General features: G+C 69.4%; 16 protein-coding genes and 1 tRNA gene. 10 read left to right on the top strand and 7 right to left on the bottom strand.

The features are described from left to right. The first annotated feature begins 151 nt into the window (after positions 1-151). From Q8Q77_RS13360 to Q8Q77_RS13375, 4 genes are all read left to right on the top strand, one after another. Positions 152-2023, top strand: coding sequence for a methyl-accepting chemotaxis protein (locus Q8Q77_RS13360; protein ID WP_305584101.1), 1872 nt, complete (start codon positions 152-154; stop codon positions 2021-2023). After that, on the top strand, positions 2023-2505 hold the full coding sequence (locus Q8Q77_RS13365) for a chemotaxis protein CheW (RefSeq protein WP_305584102.1): 483 nt from the start codon (positions 2023-2025) through the stop codon (positions 2503-2505). The genes Q8Q77_RS13360 and Q8Q77_RS13365 overlap by 1 nt, the downstream gene beginning before the upstream one ends. A gap of 57 nt (positions 2506-2562) precedes the next feature. After that, positions 2563-3999, top strand: coding sequence for a methyl-accepting chemotaxis protein (locus Q8Q77_RS13370; protein WP_371130456.1), 1437 nt, complete (start codon positions 2563-2565; stop codon positions 3997-3999). A 115-nt stretch (positions 4000-4114) separates the two neighbouring features. After that, on the top strand, positions 4115-5404 hold the full coding sequence (locus Q8Q77_RS13375) for an ammonium transporter (RefSeq protein ID WP_305584103.1): 1290 nt from the start codon (positions 4115-4117) through the stop codon (positions 5402-5404). Here Q8Q77_RS13375 and Q8Q77_RS13380 read toward each other — a convergent pair. Next, positions 5395-5676 (bottom strand): DUF167 family protein, encoded by a 282-nt coding sequence (locus Q8Q77_RS13380; protein WP_305584104.1) that lies wholly within the window; start codon positions 5674-5676, stop codon positions 5395-5397. The genes Q8Q77_RS13375 and Q8Q77_RS13380 overlap by 10 nt on opposite strands. Positions 5677-5679: 3 nt before the next feature. After that, positions 5680-5994 carry a YggT family protein gene (locus Q8Q77_RS13385; protein WP_305584105.1) on the bottom strand — a complete coding sequence of 105 codons (315 nt, stop codon included), beginning with the start codon at positions 5992-5994 and terminating at the stop codon, positions 5680-5682. A gap of 116 nt (positions 5995-6110) precedes the next feature. Between Q8Q77_RS13385 and Q8Q77_RS13390 the strand changes: the two genes are divergently transcribed. Continuing rightward, positions 6111-6186 (top strand) — tRNA-Ala (locus Q8Q77_RS13390). A 28-nt stretch (positions 6187-6214) separates the two neighbouring features. Here the strand turns inward: Q8Q77_RS13390 and Q8Q77_RS13395 are convergent. Further along, the gene (locus Q8Q77_RS13395) at positions 6215-7075 is read right to left on the bottom strand and encodes a DUF1206 domain-containing protein (RefSeq protein ID WP_305584106.1); all 861 of its coding nucleotides are present in this window, start codon (positions 7073-7075) and stop codon (positions 6215-6217) included. Between the two features lie 61 nt (positions 7076-7136). Then, positions 7137-8030: an MBL fold metallo-hydrolase gene (locus Q8Q77_RS13400; protein WP_305584107.1), complete on the bottom strand. Its 894-nt coding sequence runs from the start codon at positions 8028-8030 to the stop codon at positions 7137-7139. Between the two features lie 70 nt (positions 8031-8100). On the opposite strand from Q8Q77_RS13400, the gene Q8Q77_RS13405 reads away from it, so the two are divergent. Genes Q8Q77_RS13405 through Q8Q77_RS13415 form a run of 3 tightly spaced genes read left to right on the top strand, consistent with a single transcriptional unit; the run spans position 8101 to position 9738 of the window. Then, the gene (locus Q8Q77_RS13405) at positions 8101-8451 is read left to right on the top strand and encodes a helix-turn-helix transcriptional regulator (protein ID WP_305584108.1); all 351 of its coding nucleotides are present in this window, start codon (positions 8101-8103) and stop codon (positions 8449-8451) included. Then, positions 8426-8959: a rhodanese family protein gene (locus Q8Q77_RS13410; protein ID WP_305584109.1), complete on the top strand. Its 534-nt coding sequence runs from the start codon at positions 8426-8428 to the stop codon at positions 8957-8959. Before Q8Q77_RS13405 ends, Q8Q77_RS13410 begins: the two co-directional genes overlap by 26 nt. A gap of 2 nt (positions 8960-8961) precedes the next feature. Continuing rightward, complete coding sequence (locus Q8Q77_RS13415) at positions 8962-9738, top strand: sulfite exporter TauE/SafE family protein (RefSeq protein ID WP_305584110.1); 777 nt, start codon at positions 8962-8964, stop codon at positions 9736-9738. An 18-nt stretch (positions 9739-9756) separates the two neighbouring features. On the opposite strand, the gene polA is transcribed toward Q8Q77_RS13415, so the two are convergent. Next, the gene (polA, locus tag Q8Q77_RS13420; protein WP_305584114.1) at positions 9757-12618 is read right to left on the bottom strand and encodes a DNA polymerase I; all 2862 of its coding nucleotides are present in this window, start codon (positions 12616-12618) and stop codon (positions 9757-9759) included. Between the two features lie 94 nt (positions 12619-12712). Here polA and Q8Q77_RS13425 point away from each other — a divergent pair, with 94 nt between their 5' ends. Continuing rightward, on the top strand, positions 12713-13267 hold the full coding sequence (locus tag Q8Q77_RS13425) for a metallophosphoesterase (RefSeq protein WP_305584111.1): 555 nt from the start codon (positions 12713-12715) through the stop codon (positions 13265-13267). Here Q8Q77_RS13425 and Q8Q77_RS13430 read toward each other — a convergent pair. Then, positions 13264-14061, bottom strand: a complete 798-nt coding sequence (locus Q8Q77_RS13430) for an isocitrate lyase/phosphoenolpyruvate mutase family protein (protein WP_305584112.1) — start codon at positions 14059-14061, stop codon at positions 13264-13266. The two genes, Q8Q77_RS13425 and Q8Q77_RS13430, sit on opposite strands and share 4 nt — an antisense overlap. Positions 14062-14142: 81 nt before the next feature. Continuing rightward, complete coding sequence (locus Q8Q77_RS13435; RefSeq protein ID WP_371130457.1) at positions 14143-14445, bottom strand: zinc-finger domain-containing protein; 303 nt, start codon at positions 14443-14445, stop codon at positions 14143-14145. 111 nt (positions 14446-14556) lie between these two features. Here Q8Q77_RS13435 and Q8Q77_RS13440 point away from each other — a divergent pair. Beyond that, the coding region (locus Q8Q77_RS13440) for an ABC transporter ATP-binding protein (RefSeq protein ID WP_305584113.1) at positions 14557-15099 on the top strand (543 nt) is incomplete at its 3' end.

The following is a 15099-nucleotide window of genomic DNA, read 5'->3' on the forward strand; positions in this document are numbered from 1 at the left end:
TCGTTTCAGACCGGAAATGATCGCGCGGGTGTCTTCAGGAAGTCAAACCTTCAACATGCGACAATTTGCCGGCATTTTGTTAATCGCCATTAATCAACAATCAGCCGCTGAACGCTAGTGAATGCCTCCTATTTACTTGCGGGGCGCAACGATGAATTTCAGTAACGCACGGATATCCACCAAGTTGATCGCGGCATTCGCCGTGATCCTTGCGGTGTTCACGTTATCGGCCGGGGCCTTGTTCCTGAGCCTGAACACAACGCTGGAAGCGGCTCGCAAGAACAATGTCAGCTATCAGAACAGCCAGGACGTGGCTGGAATCTTGAGCGCGACCATAGAACAACAGAACGCCATGCGCGGCTTCGCGGCCACGGCGGACGCCAAGTTCCTCAACAACTACGAAAAGAACGGCGCGGCGGTGGACAAGCACATCGCCGACTTCCAGGTACGCACCACCCAGCCCCTCCAGGTGGAGCGCGCCGACAAGCTGAAGACGATCATCGTCGATTGGCGCTCCCAGAACGCCGGGGTGATCGACCTGGCCCGCGACCCCGCCACCATCGACCAGGCGCGCGCCCTGGTCGGCACGGTGCGTCTGACCAAGGTCCGCGAGGCCCAGGGCGAATTGATGAAGGCCCAGAACGACCTGGTGGCCTCGCGCTGGGAAACTCAGCAGAAGGCCATCGGTCAGGCCAGGCTCACCCTGATCCTGGGCAGCCTGGGCGCGCTGGCCGCCGCCTGCCTGATGGCCTGGCTGCTGTCGCGCGCCATCGCCGCGCCGGTCGGGGCCATGACCCGGGTCATGGGCCGGCTGGCCTCCGGCGACAATACGGTCGACGTGCCCGCCCTCGGCCGCAAGGACGAGGTCGGCGAGATGGCCCAGGCGGTCCTGGCCTTCAAGGACGCCGCGATCGAGAAGCTGCGCGTCGAGGGCGAGGTCGCCCACACCCGCGCGACCGCCGAGGCCGAACGCCGCGCCGCCGAAGAGTCCCGCGCCATCGCCGCCCGCGAACAGGCCGTGGTGGTCGAGTCCCTGGCCCGGGGCCTGTCGCAACTGTCGGACGGCGACCTGACCTTCCGGATCGAGGCCGCCTTCGCCGTCGACTACGCCCAGCTCAAGTCCGACTTCAACGCCGCCATGGACCGCCTGCAGGACACCATGACGGTGATCAGCGGCAACACCGCCAGCATGCAGTCCGGCGCCGGCGAGATCTCCACCGCCGCCGACGACCTTTCGCGGCGCACCGAGCAGCAGGCCGCCGGCCTGGAGGAGACCGCCGCGGCCCTGGATGAGATCACCGCCACGGTCAAGAAGACCGCCGAGGGCGCCAACCACGCCAGTAAGGTGGTCGCCACCGCGCGCGCCGACGCCCAGGAGAGCGCGGTCATCGTCAACCGGGCCACTGAGGCGATGGGTGAGATCGAGGGCTCCTCCAAGCAGATCGGGCAGATCATCGGGGTGATCGACGAGATCGCTTTCCAGACCAACCTGCTGGCCCTGAACGCCGGGTTCGCGGTCGTCGCCTCCGAGGTGCGGGCGCTCGCCCAGCGGTCGGCGGAAGCGGCCAAGGAGATCAAGGCCCTGATCAACGCCTCGTCGGCCCAGGTCGGCGCCGGCGTCGAGCTGGTGGCCGAGACCGGCAAGGCCCTGCAGCGTATCGCCACCCAGGTGGCCGAGATCAACGCTTCGGTCGTGGAGATCGCCGCCAGCGCCCAGGAGCAGGCGGTCGGCCTGCAACAGGTCAACACCGCCGTTAATCAGATGGATCAGGTTACGCAGCAGAATGCCGCCATGGTCGAACAGTCCACCGCCGCCAGCCACGCCCTCGCCAATGAGGCGATCGAGCTCGCGCGCCTGATGGGCCAGTTCAACATCGGGTCGGTCGCGCCGCAGATCGAGACCCGAAGACCGGCGGCGCGGACAGCCGCAAAACCCTTGCGCGTCAAGGGTTACGCTGCGCGCGGCAATGCCGCGGTGAAGTATGAGCCGGCGTCCGACGCCGACAGCTGGGAGGAGTTCTGATGGAAGTTTCGACATCGCGTATCCCGTCCCCCGGGGCCGAACTGATCTCGGTGCGAATCGGCGATCAGGCCTACGCCATCGACATCATGGCCGTGCGCGAGATTAGGGGTTGGACGGCGGCGACCCCCTTGCCGCACGCGCCGCCCCACGTCCTGGGCATGATGAACCTGCGCGGCGCGATCCTGCCGGTCATCGACCTGGGCGCGCGCCTCGGCCTCGGCGTCGCCGAGCCGGGCCCCTCCTCGGTGGTCGTCGTGGCCCAGATCGGCGACGCCCAGATGGGCCTGGTCGTGGACGCGGTCTCCGACATCCTCACCGTGACCGAGGGCCTGATCCAGCCGCCGCCGTCGGTCGGCAGCATCGAGTCCACCACCTATGTGGCCGGCGTGATGACCACCGACACCGGCATCGTCTCGCTGCTATCGCTCGACCACATCCTTCCCCCCGACGTCCAGGCGAGCGCTATCGCCGCGGCCGCCTGACGACCCCAAACGACCCAAGAGGCCGCAAGGCCCGACGACGAGGAAACGACCCCGCAAATGTCCGGCCTTTCGATCACCGCGAAACTCACCCTGGCCACGGTCTGCGCCCTAGGGGCGACGGAGGCGGTCAGTTGGGGCCTGGCCACGGCCAAGGTCGGGGGCCTGGCGCTGATCGGCTGCGAAATCGCCACGGCGGCCCTGGCGCTTTTCGTGCTGTCGATCGTCTTCCGCAGTCTCGTCAAGGCGCCGCTGGCCGACCTCAGCGCCTCGGTCGCAGAGCTGGCGTCCGGGCGCTACGAAAAGCCGGTGAGCGGCCTGGAGTCCGGCGCCGAGATGGGCGCCTTGGCGCTGGCCCTGGACGGCCTGCGCCACGACCTGGCCGAGGCCCGCGCCGTGCGCGCCGGCCGCGAGGCCGCCGACTCCGCCGCCGAGACCGAACATCACCGCCTGGAATCCGAACGGGCCGCGGCGGCGCAGCAGCAGGCCGTGGTGGTCACCGCCCTGGCCGACGGGCTTTCACGCCTCGCGCATGGCGATCTTACCGCCCGTGTGAACGAGGCCTTCGCACCCCAGTACCAGGCCCTCAAGCACGACTTCAATGTGGCCATGAGTCAGCTCCAGAACACCATGGGCGTGGTGGTGGGCGCGACCTCCAGCATGCGCTCGGGCGCCGACGAGATCAGCCGCGCCGCCGACGACCTGTCGCGGCGCACCGAACAGCAGGCCGCCAGCCTGGAAGAGACCGCCGCCGCGCTCGACGAGATCACCGAGACGGTGCGCAAGACCGCCGATGGCGCCAATCACGCACGCGGCGTGGTCGAGACCGCGCGGACCAACGCCGCCCAGAGCGCCGAGGTGGTCCGCAAGGCCACCGAGGCCATGGGCGAGATCGAGGGTTCCTCCAGGCAGATCGGGCAGATCATCGGGGTGATCGACGAGATCGCCTTCCAGACCAACCTGCTGGCGCTGAACGCGGGGGTCGAGGCCGCTCGGGCCGGCGAGGCCGGCCGTGGCTTCGCCGTCGTCGCCTCCGAGGTCCGGGCGCTCGCCCAGCGATCGGCCGAGGCCGCCAAGGAGATCAAGGCCCTGATCAACGCCTCAGGCGAGCAGGTCGGCCAGGGGGTGACCCTGGTGGCCGAGACTGGCAAGGCCCTGCAGCTCATCGTGACCCAGGTGGCCGAGATCAACGGCGTCGTCGCCGAGATCGCCGCCAGCGCCCAGGAGCAGGCCACGGGGCTCCACCAGGTCAACACCGCGGTCAATCACATGGACCAGGTGACGCAGCAGAACGCCGCCATGGTCGAGCAGTCCACCGCGGCCAGCCACGCCCTGGCCAACGAGGCCGTCGAGCTCGCCAAGCTGATCGCCCACTTCCGCACCCATGACGGCGAGCCGGTCGCGGCGCCGGCTCCCGCGCCCCGCGCCCGCGCCGCGCAGCCCGCCTCGCGGCGCCTCGCCGTGGTCGGCCGCCAGGACAGCTGGGAAGAGTTCTAGACCGCCGTCGAAATGGCGCCCAAATTTCGGGCGGCCTACGCAAGATTGTGCCTGCACATCGGGCGAATTGTCCTGTAGCCAGGGTCGTCGAACCGGAATCTGGGGGCTAGGCGGCATGTCATACCTGCGGCGCGGACTTGCGTTGATCTCGATGGTCATGGTCGCCACCCCGGCCTGGGCGCAGGACGCCGCGCCGGCCGTCGACCCCGCCGCCACCGCCTGGATCCTGAGCGCCACGGCCCTGGTGCTGTTCATGACCCTGCCGGGCCTGGCCCTGTTCTACGCGGGCCTGGTGCGGTCGAAGAACGTGCTGTCGGTGATGATGCACTGCGTGGCCATCGCCTGCCTGGCCTCGGTGCTGTGGCTGTTCGGCGGCTACAGCCTGGCCTTCTCCGGGACCCATCCGCTGGTGGGCGACCTCGCCAAGTTCGCCCTGGCCTCAGTCGGCCGCGACGCGGTGACCGGCGTCCTGCCCGAGAGCGTGTTCTTCGCCTTCCAGATGACCTTCGCGATCATCACCCCGGCCCTGATCGTCGGCGCCTTCGTCGAGCGCATCAAGTTCTCCGCCGTCATGGTGTTCTCGGGTCTCTGGCTGCTGGTGGTCTATGCGCCGGTCTGCCACTGGGTCTGGGGCGGCGGATGGCTCGCCCAGATGAAGGTCATGGACTATGCGGGCGGCCTGGTCGTCCACGCCACGGCGGGCGTCTCGGCCCTGCTGATCGCCTGGCGCCTCGGCCCGCGCGACGGCTTCCCGCGTGATCTCTCGCCGCCGCACAATCCGGGCATGACCATGATGGGCGCGGCGATGCTGTGGGTCGGCTGGTACGGCTTCAACGCCGGCAGCGCGCTCGCCGCCGACGGCGCGGCGGGCGCGGCTCTCATCGCCACCCACCTGTCGGCCGCCACGGCCGGCCTCGTCTGGGCGCTGATCGAATGGACCCGCTACAAGCGCGCCAGCATGATCGGCATCGTCACCGGGATCGTCGCCGGCCTGGCCACCGTCACGCCGGCCTCCGGCTTCGTGGGTCCGCTGGGCGGGGTGATCCTGGGCGCCGCGGGCAGTTTCGTCTGCTACCAGGCGGTCGATTTCGTGAAGAGCCGGCTCAAGATCGACGACAGCCTCGACGTCTTCGCAGTTCACGGGGTGGGCGGCATCCTGGGGACCTTGCTGGTGGCGGTGCTGGCCACGCCCGCACTGGGCGGCGCCGGCTATGCCGAGGGCGTCGACATGGGCGGCCAGGCGGTGACCCAGATCATCGGCGTGGCGGCGGTCTGCGCCTGGTCGGCCGTAGCGACCCTGGTGCTGGTCTTCGTGGTTCGCCGCACGGTGGGCCTGCGCGCCTCGGCCGAGGCGGTGGAGGACGGCCTCGACCTCGCCAACCACGGCGAGCGGGCCTATCCCTGAGACTTCGGGAAGGCGGCTTCCAGCGCCGCCTCGTCCACGCCCTCGATGTCCAGCACCTTGAGCCGCGCCGTCTCGCCCGAGACGATGCGCACGGAGGATTTCGAGACTTTCAAGGTCTTGGCCAGGAACGCCGTCAGGGCCGCATTGGCCTCCCCGTCGGCGGCCGCGGCGCTCACCCGCACCTTCAGGTAGGGCCGCCCGCCCGGGTCCAGGGCCCAGCCGTCCACGCCGTCCCGGCCGCCCTTGGGCGTCACCCGGACCGGCAGGCGCATGGCCTAGACGACGAGGTTCAGCAGGGCGCCCTGCGCCGCCGGCAGCAGGTAGCGCTGGACGCCGCTGATCACCAGGATGGCGATGATCGGGCTGACGTCAACATTGCCTAGCGGTGGGATGATCTTCTGGAACGGCGCCAGCACCGGCCGGGTCACCGCGTCCAGGAACTTGGCGATCCCGTAGACGAATTGGTTGCGCAGGTTGATCACGTCGAAGGCCACCAGCCAGGAGAGGATGGCGCTGGCGATCATGGCGAAGACCAGCAGGCTCAGCAGGCTATCGAGGATAAAGAAGACGAATCCGATCAGCGCGATCATCGAGGTTTCCAGCAGGGAATGACTGGGCCTGTATCGTCTGGCGCGCCGCGCCTTGCAAGCCGCGCGCTTCTGCGGCTTGACAGAGGGGGCCTCCCGCCCCTAATTCCGCCCCTCCTGGGGCCGTAGCTCAGTTGGTAGAGCGCCTCGTTCGCAATGAGGAGGTCAGCGGTTCGACTCCGCTCGGCTCCACCAGGAATTTTCTCGAGGTCACGAGTGCGGGTCAGGCGTCGACGACGTCATCCACCCGCATGCGCCTGTAGCGCGCCTCAGCGAAGGCGAAGAGGCCGAAGGCCATCAGGCCGATCGCCGTGATGGCGAGGATCCATTCCCCGAACGGCTGGCGCTCCAGGGCGTCCAGCGCTGCGCCAAGACCGCCTTGCGCCTCGCCGGCCCGGGCGTTGAGGCCGGCCAAGACCAGGAGGCCGCCGGCCGGTAGGAAGGCCAGGCCCCGCGCGAAATAGCCGACGCGGCCCAGCAGGGTCACGGGCCCCCGGATGCCACGGCCGCAGGACATGCGCCGGCAGAAGTCGTTGGTCGCCGCCTGCCAGATATTGCCGGTCCCCACGCCCAGCACGAACAGGCCCACGGCGATGACGACCAGCTCGCCGCCCGGCATGGCCAGGGCGGCCGCGAGGCTCTCACGGGTCTTGGCCTGGTCGTCGACCTCGCGCAGGTCCTCCAGCGCGTCGAGCAGGCCGAACACCGAGAGGCCGAGCGAGGCGTAGACCACGCCGCTGATCGCCTGGCCAGCGCGTGAGGCCAGCGCCTTCCAGCCTGTCCCCTGGTGGTCGGCGTCGAACAGGGCCTGCAGCGCCCGCCAGGCCGCGAAGCCGTAGAGGCCCGCGCCGGTCAGCCACAGCAGGACGAAGCCCAGCGGCCAGGCCGCCCAGGCCTCCAGGGCCCCCATGGGGCCTTGCGCCTTCGGCGTGCGATCGAGGGCGGCCAGCAGGGCGATGAAGCCGATGCTCACATAGACGAAGCCTCGCGCCACATAGCCCGCGCGGCAGACCAGTTCGATGGCCGCGGTGAGCGGGTGGGCGCGCAGGGTGCGCCGATAGCTGGCGAACGCATGGGTCGTCACGGCCGGCGCCCTTCAAGCGGAACCGTCCCCGAACGTGGCCATGGCCTGCCGGTTCCCGTCGTTATGGCGCCGCGGGGCGCGCGACGTCGGTTGTCCCGGCGAAAGTCACCGGCAACTTCAGGAAGACCCGTCCCGAGGCGGACGGCGCGGGCAGGGCGCCGGCGCGGATGTTCACCTGCAAGGACGGGAGGATCAGAGTGGGCGGCGCGAGCGTGGCGTCGCGGGCCTGCCGCATGCTCACGAAGGCGGCTTCCTCGACGCCGTCGTGGACGTGGATGTTGCCTGCGCGCTGCTCGGCCACCGTGGTCTGCCACTGGAAGCTGTCGCGCCCGGGCGGCAGGTAGTCGTGGCCGACGAAGATGCGGGTTTCTAGGGGCAGGGCCATCAGCTTGCGGATCGACCGATAGAGGGTCGCGGCGTCGCCGCCCGGAAAGTCGGCCCGCGCGGTTCCGTAGTCGGGCATGAACAGGGTGTCGCCGACGAAGGCCGCGTCGCCGACCAGATAGGTGACGCAGGCTGGCGTGTGCCCCGGCGTATGCAGGACCCCGACGGAGATCTCGCCAAGCGGCAGCTCATCGCCTTCCTTGAGCAGGATGTCGAACGCGGCGCCGTCGGCCGAGACGTCATCGGCCTCGAACAGCGGGATGAAGGCCTTCTGGACGCGGGTGATCTCGGCGCCGATCACAACGCGGGCGCTGGTCTCGCGCCGAATGTAGTCGGCGGCCGAAAGGTGGTCGGCGTGGGCGTGGGTTTCCAGCACGTAGGCCAGGGTCAACCCCTGGTCACGGACGGCGGCCAGGACCGCGTCGGCGGACGCCGTGGAGAGCACTGCGCCCTTCGGCTCGAAGTCCAGTACGGGGTCGATGATCGCGGCGGCTCCCGTGGCCGGGTCGCTCACCAGGTAGGTGGCGGTGGACGTAGCGGTGTCGAAAAAGACCTGGACGACAGGTGACATGGAATGAGCCTCCTTGGCGTGCCAATATATAAGGAGTTGCTAAATTAGATTCAATGAATATATTGCCTGCATGCTCGATCTCGCGAACTTCGACATCACCCGTTTCGAGGCCAGCGCATCCGAAGCCGCGAAGCTTCTGCGCGCGCTGGGCAATGAGCGGCGTCTGATGATCCTGTGCCAGCTAACGGACGGCGAACGATCGGTCGGGGAGCTACAGCCCCTGGTCGGCCTTTCGCAGTCGGCCCTGTCGCAGCACCTCGCCGTGCTGCGTGAGGAAGGCGTCGTGGCCACCCGTCGGGAGGCCCAGACCATCTGGTACCGGATCAACGATCCCGCGGCGCTCAAGGTGGTGGCGACGCTCGCCGAGGTATTCTGTCCCCCGGAGATGAAGACCGATGCCCCCCGCCGCCAAGACCCTTAGTCCAGGCCATGTGGCCGACCTGCTGCGCCATGAACGCGCCGTCCTGGTCGACATCCGAGAGCCCGATGAGTTCGCCCGCCGCCACGTCAAGGGCGCCCGGTCGCACCCGCTTTCCGCGTTCAGCCCCGCCCGGCTGAACATCCCGCCCGGCAAGACCGTCGTCTTCACCTGCAAGTCGGGCATGCGGACGGCGGCCAACTGCGAGCGCCTCGTGTCCGACCTGGACCGCGAGGCCTTTCTGCTGGAAGGCGGCGTCGACGGCTGGGCCGCCGCCGGCCTGCCTGTGACGGAAAACCGCAAGGCCCCATTGGAGATGATGCGCCAGGTGCAGATCGGCGCGGGCTCGTTGGTGCTCCTGGGCGTGGCCTTGGGCTATGGCGTCCATCCTGTCTTCTTCGGGCTGTCCGGCGCTGTCGGGGCGGGTCTGTTGATGGCCGGCGTCACCGGCTTCTGCGGCATGGCCCGCCTGCTGAACCTCGCGCCCTGGAACCGGACCGCCGGGACCTGACCGTGGACCCCTTTGTCGCCAGCCTGGCGCTCGCAACAGCCGGCGGCGCGGTGATCGGCCTGCTGCTGTCGGTGTTCGGCGGCGGCGGGTCCGTGCTGGCCACGCCCTTGCTGATTTATATGGTCGGAATCGAGAACACACACGTGGCGATCGGCACCTCGGCCGCCGCCGTGGCTGTCAACGCCGCGGTCGGCCTGGCGACCCAGGCGCGCGCCGGGCGGGTCAAGTGGCCCTGCGCCCTCGTCTTCGGCGGGGCGGGACTGGCTGGCTCCCTGGTGGGCGCGCACCTGGCCAAGCTGGTCGATGGCGGCCAACTGCTGCTGTGGTTCGCCGGCGCCATGGCCCTGGTCGCCCTTTCGATGCTCGCGCCGCGCAAGTCGCAGGGCGATCCGACCGTCCATCTGGACGCGGCGCGCACCCTGAAGCTTGCGCCGCTCGGACTGGTCGTCGGACTGGCGGCGGGTTTCTTCGGAATCGGCGGAGGCTTCCTCATCGTTCCGGGTCTGATGGCGGCCACCGGCATGACCCTCGCCAACGCCGCGGCGTCATCCCTGGTCTCCGTGGTGCTGTTCGGCGGCGCGACGAGCGTGAGCTACGCCGCGTCCGGCTTGATCGACTGGCCGGTCTTCCTGTGCCTGGTGGCGGGCGGCGTCGTCGGCGCCCTGGCTGGCGGGCCTGTCGCCCAGCGCCTGGCCGGCCACGCGGACCTAGCCCGTCGCGCCTTTGCGATTATGGTGCTGCTGACCGCCGCCTATGTGGCTTTCCGCACGCTTACCTAGAACGAGACCGTAGAGGGTCTAGTGAGCGTCGTCCCAGTTCGCCGCGGCGCGGGCCTCGACCACCAGGGGCACGGTGAATGACACCGCCGGCTCGGCCGCGCGCTCCATCACCCGCTTGGCCACGGCGATCAGGGCCTCGGCCTCGGCCTGCGGCGCCTCGAAGACCAGTTCGTCGTGGACCTGGAGCAGCATCCTGGCCGAGAGCCGGGCCTCCTTCAGCGCCGCCGGCATCCGGATCATCGCCCGGCGGATGAGGTCGGCCGCAGCGCCCTGGATCGGGGCGTTGATCGCCGCCCGGTCGCCAAAGGCGCGCTCGGCCTGGGACTTGGAGAACACCGCCGGGATATTGACCTTGCGCCCGAAGACGGTGGTCACGAACCCCTGGGTGCGGGCCGCCTGCTTGGTGCGGTCCATATAGGCGCGGATGCCTGGGAAGCGCTCGAAATAGGTCTTGATATAGGCCCCGGCCTCCTCCTGCGGGATCGAGAGCTGGTTGGCCAGACCGAAGGCCGAGATGCCGTAGACGATGCCGAAATTGATCGCCTTGGCGCGCCGCCGCGTCTCGGCCGGCATGCCCTCGATGGGCACGCCGAACATCTCCGACGCCGTGGCCGCGTGGATGTCCAGGCCCTCCTTGAAGGCCTTCTTGAGCTGGGGGATATCGCCGACATGGGCCAGAATCCGCAGCTCGATCTGGCTGTAGTCGGCGCTGATCAGCACGTTTCCCGGTTCGGCGATGAACGCCTTGCGGATGCGCCGGCCCTCCTCGGTGCGGATCGGGATGTTCTGCAGGTTCGGGTCCGACGAGGACAGCCGCCCGGTGGTGGTCGAGGCCAGGGCGTAGGAGGTGTGCACCCGGCCGGTTCGCGCGGCGATGGCTGGGATCAGGTTGTCGGTATAGGTGCCCTTCAGCTTGGAGAGCTGTCGCCAGTCCAGCAGCACCCGGGGCAGTTCGTGGCCCTTGGCCGCCAGGTCCTCCAGCATGGAGGCGTCGGTGGAGGCCGCGCCGGTGGCGGTGATCCGCCCCGAGCTCAGCCCCATCTCGCCGAACAGCACCTCGCCGATCTGCTTGGGGCTGCCCAGGTTGAACGGCCGGCCGGCCAACCGGTGGGCCTCGATCTCCAACTCGCCCATGCGCACCGAGAAGTCGTTGGAGAGCTGGCGCAGGCGCTCGGGATCGACCTTGATCCCGTGGTTTTCCATCTCCGCCAGCACGGCCGGCAGCTTGCGCTCCAGGGTCTCGTAGACGGTGAGCAGGTTCTCCCGCGCCAGCCGCGGCCGCAGCGTCTGCCACAGCCGCAGGGTGACGTCGGCGTCCTCGGCGGCGTAGCAGGTGGCCGGCTCCAGCGGCACGTGCTTGAAGCTCTTCTCGGCCTTGCCGGTCCCGGCCACCGACTTGAACTTGATCGGCTCATGGTCGAGCCACCGCTTGGACAGCTCGTCCATGCCGTGGCTCTTGTGCAGGCCGGCCTCCAGCACATAGCTGATCAGCATGGTGTCATCGATCGGGGTGACGTCGATCCCGTACCGCGACAGCACGGCGATGTCGTACTTGGCGTTCTGCGCCACCTTGAGGATCGACGGGTCCTCCAGCAGCGGCTTCAGCCGGGCCATGACCTCCTCGCAGGGGATCTGCTCGATAGCCTCGGGGGTTTCGAACTCCAGCCCGCCGGCGCTCTCGTGCTCGTGGCCCACGGGGATGTAGCAGGCCTCGCCCGCCGCCACCGCCAGGGAGACGCCGCAGAGATTGGCGTTGGCCGAGGAGAGCGCGTCGGTCTCCGTGTCGAAGGCCACCACCCCCGCCGCGCGGGCCTTGGCGATCCAGGCGTCCAGGGTGGCCAGGTCGCGCACGCAGACATAGGCGTTGGTGTCGATGGGCCCTCGCTCGGCCGGGGCGGGCGCCGCGGGGGTCGTCGCCGGAGCCGCCGGGGCGCTCGTCCCGCCGCCGGCCACGCGGCGGGCCAGGGTGCGGAACTCCATCTCTTCCAGGAACTTGGCCAGGATCGCCGGTTCCGGCTCACGCACCGCCAGTTCGTCGACCGGCGAGGGCAGGGGCGTGTCGCAGTCCAGGCGCACCAGCTCACGCGACAGCCGGATCTGGTCGGCGAAGTCGATCAGGGTTTGGCGGCGCTTCTCCTGTTTCACCTCGCCGGCGCGGGCCAGGACCGAATCCAGGTCGCCGTATTCGTTGATCAGCAGTGCGGCGGTCTTGACCCCGATGCCCGGCGCGCCCGGCACGTTGTCGACGCTGTCGCCGCATAGGGCCTGGACGTCGACCACCTTGTCCGGCGTGACGCCGAACTTGTCGAACACCTGCTCGGCGCCGATCTTCAGGTTCTTCATGGTGTCGAGCATCGACACCCGGGGCCCGACCAGCTGCATCAGGTCTTTGTCGGACGAGACGATCACCACCTCGCCCCCGGCGTCGCGCACCTTGCAGGCATAGGCCGCGATCAGGTCGTCGGCCTCGTAGCCGGGCAGCTCCAGGCAGGGCACGCCGAAGGCCCGGGTGGCGTCGCGCATCAGCGGGAACTGCGGGATCAGGTCCTCGGGCGGCGGCGGGCGGTGGGCCTTGTACTGGTCGTACAGCTTGTTGCGGAAGGTCTTCTCCGAGTGGTCGAAGATCACCGCCAGGTGGGTCGGCGCCTCGGCCTGGGCCTTCATGTCCACCAGCAGCTTCCACAGCATGTTGCAGAAGCCGGAGATCGCCCCGATCGGCAGGCCGTCCGATTTGCGCGTCAGGGGCGGCAGGGCGTGATAGGCGCGGAAGATGAAGCCCGAGCCGTCCACCAGATAGAGGCGGACCGCCGGCCCGTCCTCGGTCAGCGCGCGGGGGATATCGTCGAGGGCGGCGGTCGCGGCGTCGAGGGTCTCGGTCATGGTGGGGAAGATAGGCGCGAGGGAGCTCGCGGTCACCCGCCAGATCGCAATATCCGGCGTGCGCCGTCGGGGGTCTTGGGGCTAGGCTGCCGGCATGGCCCTGTCCCACCCCGTCACTGTCGCCGTTCTCGCCGATTGCCACATCCATCCCGGCGGTGGCCCCGACTGGACTCCGCAGATCCTCGAGGCCCTGGCCGGGGTGGACCTGATCGTCACCCTGGGCGACATGGGCGAGGCTGCGGGCCTGGACCGCCTGGCGCAGATCGCCCCGGTGCTGGGCGTACGCGGACAGGACGACAGCGACGATCCGCGCACCGCCCTGCAGGTCCGTGTCCTGCAACTCGGCGCGACGCGCCTGGGCTGCGTCTTCGATCCGGTGGCCGCGGGTCTCGCGAGCGCGGTCGACCCGTTCACGCCGGATTTTAACTTCCGCCCCAGATGTCGAGAGCTGTTCGGAGGCGAGATCACGGCCCTGCTCTTCGCCTCGACCCACGTGCCGCAGTCGAGCTGGTTTCCGGGCTGCATGGCGCTCAACCCCGGAAGCGCCACCCTACCCTCGGGCATGGAGGATGGTGTCCCCGGGGCCTTCATCCGCCTGGAGGTCGCCGAGGGCCGGTTCGACTTCCAGTTCGTCGAGATCGGCCGCTAACCGAAACGCTTGTTGAGGTCGGGCAAGTCCTTGCCGAGCAGGGCCAGGGCCCCGGCGTCGCCGCTGGCCAGATAGGCGGCGATCGAGGTTCCGAGCGCAGCATAGGCCGCGCGGAACGGCGCCGTGGCCGAGGACAGCCGTCGTACGCCCAGCTCCTGCAGGCGCGGGGCCGGGGCCACGCCGGGGCGGCCCATGACGTTGAGCGGCAGGGCGATCTCCTTGGCCAGCGTCGCCAGCAGGTCGTCCTCGGCGGGACCTGGAACGAAGATTCCGTCCGCGCCGGTGGCCTTGTAGAGCTCGGCCCGCCGCAGGGTCTCGGCGAGCGCCGCTTCACCCTTGGCTAGGCCGCGCAGATAGACATCGATCCGGGCGTTGACGAAGAGGGGCACGCCGGCCTCGGCGGCCGCCTTGCGGACCGTCTCGATCTTGCGGACGTGCAGGCCAGGATCGCGCGCGCCGTCCTCGAAATTGATCCCAACGGCCCCGGCCCCGATCACGCCCTTGATGGTGTCGGCGACGGTTGCGAGGTCATCGGAATAGCCGCCCTCGATGTCGGCGGTGAGCGGCGCCTTGAGCACCCGGGCGATCTCGCCGATGGCGGCCAGCAGGGTCGGGATCGGCAGGATGTCGCCGTCGGCATAGCCGTGCGCCCAGGCCACGGCGGCCGACGAGGTGGCCACGGCCTTGGCGCCGGCGTCCTCCATCAGGGCGGCGCTGGCCGCGTCCCAGGCGTTGGGCAGGACGAGGACGTCGGGCCCGGCGTGCAGGGCGCGGAAGGTGTCGGCTTGGCTCATGGGGATCGCCTCCAGGGGTTCGCTGAAGGACGATATAGGAACCGCCGCCGTGACATGTTGGCGGAAATCGGACAGGGACATTCAGTGTCCGTGCGGGCCCTCATAGACGCCGGGCGCCAGACGCTCGTCCTCGGTCCCCTCGGACCCGGCCGGCAGCACGAAGCGGCGGTCGCAATAGGGGCATTCGACGAAGGTCGCCTCGCCCATCTCCAGCCAGACCCGCGGATGGCCGAGCGCGCCGCCGACTCCGTCGCAGGCCACCCGGCCCGAGCGCACCACGATCACCTCCGAGGGCGGCAGGTTCGCCGTCAGGGCCGGCTTGGCGGGCATGGGCTCGAGCTTGGACGAGCGGCCTTGGTTGGGAACGGGGGCTTTGCGGGCCATGGACAGAATCTCCGGCGGCGGACGCTTGGCGGATGCGCCGCGCGCGCCTAGGTATGCGACCATGGCTCGGCCCGTCAATTAGGCGCTTTGCCAACAATTAGGCGCTTTTGAATGACCCTTCCCGACTACGCCATCGAGGCCGAAGGCCTGGTGAAGATCTATCCGGCCACCAAGACCACGCCCGAGATGCACGCCCTGAGGGGCCTGGACCTGAAGATCCCGCGCGGCTCGATCTTCGGCCTGCTGGGCCCGAACGGGGCGGGCAAGTCGACCTTCATCAACACCTTGGCGGGCTTGACCAAGAAGACGGCCGGGACCGTGCGCATCTGGGACCGCGACATCGACGAGCGCCCCCGCGACGCCCGCGCCGCCATCGGGGTGGTGCCCCAGGAGATCTCCGCCGACCCGTTCTTCACCCCGCGCGAGAGCCTGGAGGTCCAGGCCGGAATGTACGGGGTCCCGGCCAAGGAGCGCCGGACCATGGAGCTGCTCAATGCGCTCGGCCTGGGCGACAAGGCCGAGGCCTATGTCCGCCAGCTCTCCGGCGGCATGAAGCGCCGGCTGATGGTGGCCAAGGCCATGGTGCACAATCCCCCGGTGCTGATCCTGGACGAGCCCACCGCCGGGGTGGACGTGGAGCTGCGCCGCCAGCTC

Source organism: Phenylobacterium sp. (assembly GCF_030698145.1).
GTDB lineage: Bacteria > Pseudomonadota > Alphaproteobacteria > Caulobacterales > Caulobacteraceae > Phenylobacterium.